Origin of the sequence: Brevundimonas sp. SL161, from assembly GCF_049896985.1 — a bacterium.
Classification (GTDB): Bacteria; Pseudomonadota; Alphaproteobacteria; order Caulobacterales; family Caulobacteraceae; genus Brevundimonas.
Map to the genome: position 1 here is coordinate 1 of NZ_JAFCVJ010000051.1, position 6,658 is coordinate 6,658.

General features: G+C 65.2%; 4 protein-coding genes and 2 pseudogenes. 5 read left to right on the forward strand and 1 reads right to left on the reverse strand.

From position 1 onward, the window contains the following. The 3 genes and pseudogenes from ACP7AU_RS17165 to ACP7AU_RS17175 form a co-directional block, all read left to right on the forward strand. A pseudogene (locus ACP7AU_RS17165) lies at positions 1-390 on the forward strand (cytochrome ubiquinol oxidase subunit I); the annotation flags it as partial. Beyond that, positions 387-710, forward strand: coding sequence for a hypothetical protein (locus ACP7AU_RS17170; RefSeq protein WP_426039799.1), 324 nt, complete (start codon positions 387-389; stop codon positions 708-710). The pseudogene ACP7AU_RS17165 and the gene ACP7AU_RS17170, both read left to right, overlap by 4 nt. Before the next feature lie 257 nt (positions 711-967). Continuing rightward, a pseudogene (locus ACP7AU_RS17175) lies at positions 968-1,660 on the forward strand (IS6 family transposase). A 202-nt stretch (positions 1,661-1,862) separates the two neighbouring features. Here the strand turns inward: ACP7AU_RS17175 and ACP7AU_RS17180 are convergent. Next, complete coding sequence (locus ACP7AU_RS17180) at positions 1,863-2,942, reverse strand: IS630 family transposase (RefSeq protein ID WP_426052203.1); 1,080 nt, start codon at positions 2,940-2,942, stop codon at positions 1,863-1,865. 331 nt (positions 2,943-3,273) lie between these two features. On the opposite strand from ACP7AU_RS17180, the gene ACP7AU_RS17185 reads away from it, so the two are divergent. After that, on the forward strand, positions 3,274-5,682 hold the full coding sequence (locus tag ACP7AU_RS17185) for a M1 family metallopeptidase (protein WP_426052204.1): 2,409 nt from the start codon (positions 3,274-3,276) through the stop codon (positions 5,680-5,682). Beyond that, positions 5,679-6,173 (forward strand): DUF6702 family protein, encoded by a 495-nt coding sequence (locus ACP7AU_RS17190; protein ID WP_426052205.1) that lies wholly within the window; start codon positions 5,679-5,681, stop codon positions 6,171-6,173. The genes ACP7AU_RS17185 and ACP7AU_RS17190 overlap by 4 nt, the downstream gene beginning before the upstream one ends. The last annotated feature ends 485 nt before the right edge of the window (positions 6,174-6,658 follow it).

A 6,658-nucleotide genomic window follows, 5' to 3' on the forward strand; every position in this document is an offset into this window, starting at 1 on the left:
CTCGGCGTCATGGGTGCCGGCCTCGCCGTGGTGTCGATCCGCCGGGCCGCAGGGGCCAATGCCCACGGCGGAGACCCCCGCATCTGGCTGGGTCTCGCCTTCTTGGGGGGCCTGCTCGTCGCGGCTGCGGCGCTTGGCATCGTGATCCGCGCCCCGACGCCTGCAGACCACGCCTATGGTGCGACGTTGCTGGTGCTGGGCGGCTATGCGCTGTTCCACGCCGCCCTGGTGGCCCTGATGGTGGCGTTTCTGGCCGCGCGCGTGGTCCGGGGCTTCACGTCGCCCCGCCGCCATGCTGAGTTCCCGGTCGTGACCCTGTGGATCGACTACCTCGCCGCCACCGCAATACTGATCCTGGCGGTTGCCCATCTTCCGGGGATGCTGTCGTGAAGGACATCATCCGGATCCTGATCGCCCCCCTGGTTTGGCTGGCCAGCTTCAGCGCGGTATATGGCCTGCACGGCTTGATCTGCGGGCACGGCATCGACGGTATGGTGTTTGGTCTGCTCTCGCTCCCGCGGGCCCTGATGGCGCTCGCCTATGGGCTCGCCGTGTTGATCCAGGTGGGGCTGGTCTGGGGTCTTCAGGCCGAGCGTTTCAGTTCGTCCTCGCCGTTCGTGCGTTTCGTCAGCCGCGCGACGGGGTGGGTCGGCCTGGTCGCCGTCGTGTGGAGCCTCCTGCCCACAGTGACCACAACCTATTGTCTTTGAGATTCGGCGCCGTTTCCAAGAATCCCGCAGGACCCGTGCGGCGGTTCCGCTCGTCGATATGACTCGTGAGAGCGCCGGCGGATCGCCCTCGGTTCTGATCCACCTGGTAACGGTCCTGACCGAGGTGGCCGGGGTCGAAACCGTTCCGGAGCGGCTCGATGCGCTGCATCGACACTTCCGGAGCGCCGGTGCTGTCAGGCCAACGCTAAAACGTCTCCACTTGGGGCGGCCTAAACCGCTGACACGGATGATGTTTCGTGAAGCCGATTTCATTCAAGCGCCACTGGCTTCCGGCGGCCGTCATCCGCCATGCCGTCTGGCTGTACTTTCGCTTCAGCCTTAGTTTTCGTGACGTCGAGGAGCTCCTGGCGCAGCGCGGGATCGACGTCAGCTATGGGACGGTCCGGTGCTGGACCATCAAGTTCGGCCCCTTGATCGCCCGGCGGCTGAAGAAGCGGCGAGGGGCCCCGTCGCCGCGCTGGCACCTGGACGAGATGGTCTGCTGGATCGGCGGCAAGCGGATGTATCTGTGGCGCGCAGTGGACGATGAAGGCGAGGTCCTGGACCTCGTGGTCCAGCGCCGGCGGGACACTTAGGCGGCGTTGAGGCTTCTCCGAAGTCTGCTACACAGCCAGCCGGTGGAGCCCCAGACGATCACGACCGACGGCCTGGCCTCATATAGCGCGGCTCTGGATCAGTTGGAACTGAGGTATCTTCATCGACCCGGTTGGCTTCGGGAGAACAATCGGATCGAGAACTCACACCTTCCGATCCGACGACGAGAACGGCAGCAGCAGCGGTTCAAATCTCAAGCATCAGCGTAGAAATTCCTCACCACCCACGCGGCGATCTACAACACCTTCAACATCCAGCGGCATCTGATCAGCAGACCCGCCCTTCGCCGCTTCCGCGCCGATGCGGACGCCGCATGGGCGGTGGCCGTTGCCTGAATGGCGGCGGGGTAGGGCGACTTTCGAGTTGTCGAAGTTGCCCTGACAGCGCCTCTGCATTGTTGATCGGCGTTGAAGGCGGGACCCCACCCGATATGAAACAACATATTGAATGAGCTTAATATTTCGGGGCGAGACGGGGTCCCGACAGACGCCTGTCAGCATGCGCGCCAACGTATTGTTATATAGCCAATTCAACCACCTAGTGGATTGATTCCATCACTTGGTGCCCGCGGTTAGCGGCGGCGATGATTTTGTCTGGATCGGCGGTCCAGACGAAGGGTTTGGGCTGCTGATTGTGATCGACGACGAAGCGGTTGATGGCGGCCTGGAGATCGACGACGCCCTTGAAGACGCCGCGCTTGAGGCGGCGCTTGGTGAGGATGGCGAAGAAGCCCTCGACGGCGTTGAGCCAGCTGGCCAACGTCGGCGTGAAGTGGAACGTCCAGCGCGGATGACGGCCCAGCCATGCGATCACCTTGGGGTGTTTGTGGGTGGCGTAGTTATCGAGGATGGCGTGGATGGTCTTTCCGGCCGGGACCTCGCGCTCGACGGCGTTCAGGAACCGGATGAACTCCTGATGCCGGTGGCGCTGCATGTAGCGGCCGATGACCTTGCCCTCCAGCACATCGAAGGCGGCGAAGAGGGTGGTCGTGCCGTGGCGTTTGTAGTCGTGGGTCATGGTCCCGGCGCGGCCCTTCTTCATCGGCAGACCCGGCTGGGTGTGATCCAACGCCTGGATCTGCGACTTCTCATCGACGCTGAGCACCACGGCGTGGGCCGGTGGATCGACATAGAGGCCGACGATGTCGCGGACCTTGGCGGCGAACTTCGGATCGTTGGACAGCTTGAAGGTGCGGATGCGGTGCGGGGCCAGGCCGTGGGCCTTCCAGATGCGCTGGACCGACGTCAGCCCCACGCCGGCCACCTTAGCCATCAGCCGGCCGGTCCAGTGTGTCGTCTCGCCGGGCGGCTCGCCCAGCGTCAGGGCCACGACCCGGTCGGCCACATCCTCCGGCAGTCGAGGCGTGCCGGGCGGCCGGGTTTTGTCGCGCAGCAGGCCTTCGACACCTTCGTCCATGAAGCGGGCCTGCCAGCGCCAGACCGCCGTCTTGCTGACGCCGGCCATGCGCATGATCGCCGCCGTGCCCAGCCCACCGGCCGTCCCCAGCACAATCCGGGCGCGCCACACATGCTTTTGCAGACTGTTGCGGTCATCGACGGTCGCCTGCAGGCGCTTACGATCGGTCGGGCTCAGATGCACGGTGACGCCTGTACGCATCCTGCAGACTCGCACGACGCCACGCCCCGGGAAATCCCACCCCGGACTCTTATGTCCCGATCATTCCACTAGGCTGCCTCTCGATGGGTCCGATTTCGACGCCGATCCACACAGCAGACGCACACTTCGCCGCTTTCGGGCCGAGGCGGATGCTGCATGGTCGGCTGCGGTCGCCTGATTTCAGGCCGGGTAGGGCGCATTTCGACTGGGTGCGGTTAACCTGTCAGGCCCTCGGTTGCGGCCGCGCGAGATGGCGTGCCGCCATGTCGCGGTCGGCAGTTGCAGCGCTGTTTAGTTCCGTTACGCTGTAACAGGTAAGGGAAAGCCGGATATGATGACAACGATCAGACGAGTGCTCTTGGCCGGCCTGGCATTCTCCCTTCTCGGCGCACCCGCGCATGCGCATGCGCAGGTCAGTCAGGGCCCGGTCCAGCAAACGGTCGGCACTTTCGACGACAAGTTCCGCCAGTTCGAGGGCGAGGACTGGCCCACCCCGACCGAATATCGCAACGCCTCAGGCGCGCCCGGCCACCGGTACTGGCAGCAGCAGGTCGACTACGACATCGACGTGTCGCTGGATGAGGCGCGCCGGACGCTGACGGGCGTCGAGACCATCACCTATGCGAACAACTCGCCCGACCGGCTGGGCTATCTGTGGCTGCTGCTGGATCAGCAGAACTATCGCCGCGCGTCGCTGGCGGAGCGCAGCCGCACGGTCGGCGATAACACCACTCTGTCGGTCAACGAAGTGCTGCGGGTGCAGCGGTTCCAGGAGTGGGAGGGCGGCTTCAACGACCTGAAGATCACCGGATCGGACGGGCGCGACCTGCCGTTCACGGTGACGGATTCGCTACTCCGGATCGACTTGCCCCAGACCCTGGGGACCGGCGAGACCTTCGCCTTCACCATCGCCTTCACCCTGCCCCTGCCCGAGACGAACGTCGTCGGCGGCCGCAGCGGCTACGAATGTTTCACCAAGGAATGGGAGGACGGCAACTGCATCTTCCTGGCGGCCCAGTGGTTCCCGCGCCTGGCAGTCTATTCAGACTACGAGGGCTGGCATAACGCCCAGTTCCTGGGCTCGGGGGAGTTCACCCTGGAGTTCGGCGACTATGACGTATCGATCACCGTGCCGGCCGACCACCAGGTCTCGGCGACGGGCGCGCTTCAGAACCCGGACATCCTGACGGCGGCCCAGCGCGAGCGGCTGGACCGCTCCCGCACGGCCGAGGAGCCCGTCTATATCGTGACGCCGGCCGAGGCCGCCGCAGCCGAGGCCAGTCCCGCCCGGTCGGGCACCCGCACCTGGACCTTCGCCGCCGAGAACGTGCGTGACTTCGCCTTCGCCTCCAGCCGCAAATTCATCTGGGACGCCATGGGAGTCGAGCAGGACAGCGCCGAGCATCCGGTCGTGATGGCCATGTCGTTCTATCCCAAGGAGGCCCGGCCGCTGTGGGATGCCTGGTCGACCAAGGCCGTGGCCCACACCCTGGACGTCTACAACCAGTTCTCTATCACCTATCCGTATCCCACTGCGCAGTCGGTGAACGGCCCGGTCGGGGGAATGGAGTATCCGATGATCACCTTCAACGGGCCGCGCCCGCTGCGGGGCGACGACGGCTCCCTGACCTATACGGAGCGGACCAAGGCCGGGCTGATCGGGGTGATCATCCACGAGGTCGGCCACACCTATTTCCCGATGATCATCAACTCAGACGAGCGCCAGTGGACCTGGATGGACGAGGGTCTGAACAGCTTCCTGCAGTATCAGGCCGAGAAGCTGTGGGACGCCGACTTCCCCGCCCGGGGCGAGCCGCGTCAGATCGTGGAATACATGATCTCCGAGAACCAGGTACCGGTCATGACCCAGTCGGACAGCATCCTGCAGTTCGGCAACAACGCCTATGCCAAACCGTCGACGGCGTTGAACATCCTGCGCGAGACCATCATGGGCCGCGAGCTGTTCGACCGGGCGTTCCGGGAGTACGCCGAGCGGTGGGCCTTCAAGCGGCCGACGCCCTATGACTTTTTCCGCACGATGGAGGAGTCGTCGGGCATGGATCTCGACTGGTTCTGGCGGGGCTGGTTCTATTCGACCGACCACGTCGACATCTCGCTGGACACCGTCATCGCTGTGGCCCTGGAACCGACCGACCCGGAGGCGCGCGCCCGCCTCGCCCGTCAGCGGTTCGAGGATGAGCCGGTCTCGCGCACTGTGGTCAACAATCGCGGCATCGAGACGGTGGCCGAAGCCGATCCGAACGTCCGTGACTACTATGACGAGACCGACCAGTTCACCGTCACCGCCAGCCAGCGTCGCGCCGCCGCGACTGCCCAGACCGCCGCCGACGCCGACCGCCGCCAGGCGCAAACGTTCGAAGACAACGTCTATCGCTTCACCTTCTCCAATCGGGGCGGGCTGGTCATGCCGGTCATCCTGAAGCTGAACTGGTCGGACGGCTCCGACGAAATCGTGCGCATCCCGGCCGAGGTCTGGCGTCGGAACAGCCAGCGGGTGACGTGGCAGCATGTCTCGTCCAGGACGCTGGTCTCGGCCGAGGTCGATCCGCTGTGGGAGACAGGCGATGCGAACCGGGCCAACAACGCCTTCCCCCAGTCGATCACGCCGAGCCTGGTGCCCCTGGCCCCGGCCGGACCGTCCGGACCCAACCGGATGCGCGACGACGACCGTCGGGTGACGCCCGACAGCCTGCGTCCGCGGGCGGCGGCGAGCCAATGAGGCGACTGGCGCTCGGCGTGGTGGCGGCGGCGGTGGTTCTCGCCACGCCGGTGCTGGCGCATCGGGGTCACTCCGGCCTGACGGTGGTGGTGATCGACGCGGGCGGCGCCGTCAGCGTCACCCACCGGTTCGCCGCGCATGACGTGGAACCGGCGCTTGTCACGGTCGCGCCCGACGCCCAGCCGACGCTGGACGATCCGGCGGCGGTCGCGGCTCTTGAAGAGCATCTGGATCGACGTTTCCGGCTGGAGATCGACGACGAGCGGATCGACCTAAATCATGCCGCGACGGATCTGGCAGGCGATAACATCCGGGTGGACTATAGCGGCAATCGGACGCCGGCACCCCGGGTCCGATCGGTGCGGGTGGACCTCGATTTCTTTCCGGGTGTCCATGACGATCAGGAACAGCAGGTCAACGTCCGCTGGGCCGGGGTCACGCGCACGCTGGTGTTTCGGCCTGGATCGGCCGCGCAGACAATTTGGTTCTAGCCACACCGAGGGCCAATGGATCAGTGCTGCGTAGCGGTTGGCAACTCGCGGGCTTCTCGCCGCCATCGCGAATGACGTCGTAGGTGCGGCGCCATGGTTGAAACCAAGAACTATTCGGCAGCCGTTGCAATCGCTGGTCAGCTAACAGGCTCAAGCGCCGAAAGCGGACGCGCCGAAGGTCCGCTGAGGGTCGGACTCAGCGGTTGGCTGTCGGCCCCAAAACAGACATTGGGTCTACCGCCGCAAACCGGACCCGCCGAAGGGCTGTTCGGGGTGGCAAGCGGACCTTCGCTTCAGATACCCTGACAACGGTGCCGATGGCAGCGGCGGAACAGCGAAGGTTTGTGGTCGTTAGGTCTTCCAGATGAGGAGTCTGGCAATGAAACGATCAATCACCCTGACGAGCGCGCTGGCGCTGACCCTGGCCATCTCGGGTGCCGCGATGGCGCAGAATGGCAACGGTAATGGCAACGGTAATGGCCGGG

Bases quoted from the DNA above. Each gene is read 5' to 3' on its own strand.
- ACP7AU_RS17180 (WP_426052203.1), bottom strand. From the start codon at position 2,942: ATGCGTACAGGCGTCACCGTGCATCTGAGCCCGACCGATCGTAAGCGC.
- ACP7AU_RS17185 (WP_426052204.1), top strand. From the start codon at position 3,274: ATGATGACAACGATCAGACGAGTGCTCTTGGCCGGCCTGGCATTCTCC.
- ACP7AU_RS17190 (WP_426052205.1), top strand. From the start codon at position 5,679: ATGAGGCGACTGGCGCTCGGCGTGGTGGCGGCGGCGGTGGTTCTCGCC.